This window comes from uncultured Romboutsia sp. (assembly GCF_958366745.1).
In the GTDB taxonomy this organism is placed as follows: Bacteria; Bacillota; Clostridia; order Peptostreptococcales; family Peptostreptococcaceae; genus Romboutsia; species Romboutsia timonensis.
Map to the genome: position 1 here is coordinate 1 of NZ_CATXCO010000295.1, position 2,534 is coordinate 2,534.

Annotated in this window: 4 protein-coding genes; 3 read left to right on the top strand and 1 reads right to left on the bottom strand. The window is 24.4% G+C overall.

Annotated elements, in window-relative coordinates:
* From Q5F54_RS12930 to Q5F54_RS12940, 3 genes are all read left to right on the top strand, one after another.
* On the top strand, window positions 1-253 hold a 253-nt coding region (locus tag Q5F54_RS12930; RefSeq protein WP_302334570.1), incomplete at its 5' end, for a DUF3298 domain-containing protein.
* Between the two features lie 19 nt (window positions 254-272).
* Window positions 273-791 carry an amidase domain-containing protein gene (locus tag Q5F54_RS12935; protein ID WP_302334571.1) on the top strand — a complete coding sequence of 173 codons (519 nt, stop codon included), beginning with the start codon at window positions 273-275 and terminating at the stop codon, window positions 789-791.
* Between the two features lie 140 nt (window positions 792-931).
* Entirely contained in the window at window positions 932-1,717 is a 786-nt protein-coding gene (locus Q5F54_RS12940) for an HAD family hydrolase (RefSeq protein ID WP_288523873.1), read from the top strand.
* A gap of 33 nt (window positions 1,718-1,750) precedes the next feature.
* Here the strand turns inward: Q5F54_RS12940 and Q5F54_RS12945 are convergent, their stop codons facing one another.
* On the bottom strand, window positions 1,751-2,458 hold the full coding sequence (locus tag Q5F54_RS12945; RefSeq protein ID WP_302334572.1) for a DHHW family protein: 708 nt from the start codon (window positions 2,456-2,458) through the stop codon (window positions 1,751-1,753).
* Window positions 2,459-2,534: the final 76 nt, after the last annotated feature.

The window sequence follows — 2,534 nt, forward strand, 5'->3', positions numbered from 1 at the left end:
AATAGATAATAAGATAAAGGAATTATCAAGAGAGCTTAGTATAGATAAATATATTATGGTATTAGACTATTTAAAAGATATAATATTTTCTGATAATCCTACGTTTTATATATCTAAGGATGGTATAGTCATTTGTTTTTCAAGTTATGAGTTAGATCCATCTATATCAGATTTAAGTACATTTAAAATTTCATTTGAAGAAGATAGAAGTTATTTAAGCAATTATATTATAGAAAAAATAATAGATATCTAAATTTAAGGGAGATAGAAATATGGCAGTATTTTATGAATACAATAGAGAGGCGGCTGTAAGTTATGCAAGAAGGTGGGCTCTTGGTAGAAATCCTGCTTATATGGATTATGAATTATGGGGTGGAGATTGTACCAATTTTATATCTCAATGTTTAAGAAGTGGTCAAATACCTATGGATTATACTGGTAGACATGTATTAGAAAAATGGTATTGGGATAGTGATAATAGCAGAACTCCAACATGGACTTCAGCAGAGCCATTTTATAAATATATAATAGGAAATAATAGTGAGAATACACAAAATTTTGGTATATATGCAAGGCTAGCAAATTATAATGAACTTGAGATAGGAGATATAGTTCAACTTGTATACGATAATAATGCATATCATAATATGATAATAAGTGAAGTAATATTAGAAGGTGATTATCTTATTGATTACCTTATATGCCAACATACCTATGATCTACTAGACTATCCACTTAGCTTAAAAGAAGGGGAGAGACGATATATTAAAATACTTGGATACTATAAATAGGTTACCATTTAATTAATATAAAATAATAGTTGAAAGCTATAATTAAGTTTAATAAAATAACAATAATACTAAATTTAAAATATTCAATGGGAGATTAATTTATATTATAATTAAGTTAAATCTAAACTAGGGGGAAAAATATGATTAAATTAATAGCATCAGATATGGACGGAACTTTACTAAATGATAAAGATGAAATACATGAAGAATTTTATCAAGTATTTCAAGAATTAAAAAAGCAAAATATAATATTTGCAGCGGCAAGTGGAAGACAGTATTATAACCTGGCAAAACGATTTGAAAAGATAAAAGATGATATGATGTTTATAGCTGAAAATGGAACTTTTGTAGTTTATAAAGGTGAAGAGTTATTATTAAATGCTTTAGATAAAGAAACTGCCATAGAACTTATAAAAATTGGTAGAGATATAAAAGAATCATATGTAGTTTTATGTGGCAAAAAATCTGCCTATATTGAATCTAAAGATGAAAGACTTATAAAAGAAGTTGAGAAGTACTATGAAGAATATAAGATAGTAAATGATTTAACTAAAGTTGAAGATGATATATTAAAAGTTACAATATGCGATTTTATAGGTTCAGAAGAAAATAGCTACACTTATTACAATGATTATAAGGAAAAATTACAAGTAAGTGTATCAGGTCAAATATGGTTAGATATAACAGATAAGGGAGTTAATAAAGGTCTTGCTATAAATAAGCTTCAAGAATTATTAAATATAAAGCATGAAGAAACTATGGTTTTTGGAGATTATTTAAATGATTTAGAAATGATGGAAAGTGCATATCATAGTTATGCTATGGAAAATGCACATGATGATTTAAAGAAAGTAGCTAGATTTAGAGCCAAGAAAAATACAGAAAATGGTGTTGTTGAAAAAATTAAAGAAGTACTAAATATATAAATAACTAAAGGGCTGTATAAATTACAGCCCTAGTTATTTATAAAAAGTAGAATTAAATGACTGGATATTATTAATAAATAAAGCTTCAGTAATATTAGGATTTTTATTTAAATAATCTTCTAAATCAATATTATAATATCTAGGATCAACAACATGAATCTTGCTATAGTTATTAGTTAAAAATGGTAAGAGGTTATGAGCATATGAGTCTTTAAATACTATAACTTCATTAGATTTATTTTTATCTCCGTAAATAATAGCAAAAGCTGGATCTCCATGTAAGAAATATTGGTATTTATTTTTACCATTAAGCTTATCATTATCATAAAGTGTATTATAAGTTTTATCAAAGTCTACTTCTATTTTAAAGTTATTAAAAGTACTATATGAATATATTGAATCACCTTTAATCATAGGTAATAAAGCTTTAGAATAATAAGTTCCATAAAAATCATTAGAGACTTTATTATAATTATTAAAAAGTATTTTATTATCATATTTATAATCAAACATATCTAAATAAGAAAGATAAGCACCTAATTGAGTCCAATGATGATCGGTATTGTAATATATATACTTATCCTTATTTTTACTTAAGATATCATAAGGTGTATAAAAATTTAAATAATCCTTATTTGAAATATTATTGTTTATATAATCTAAGCTATCTTTTTGATTATCGCTTATATAAAAGTTTGGTAAATCATTTTTATAAAAAGCTATAGAAGTAGGAACTACCATTAATTTTGATTTTATATTAAAACTTTAATACATATATGAAGCAGTATTTAATATATTAGAAATATTTTTATCTACA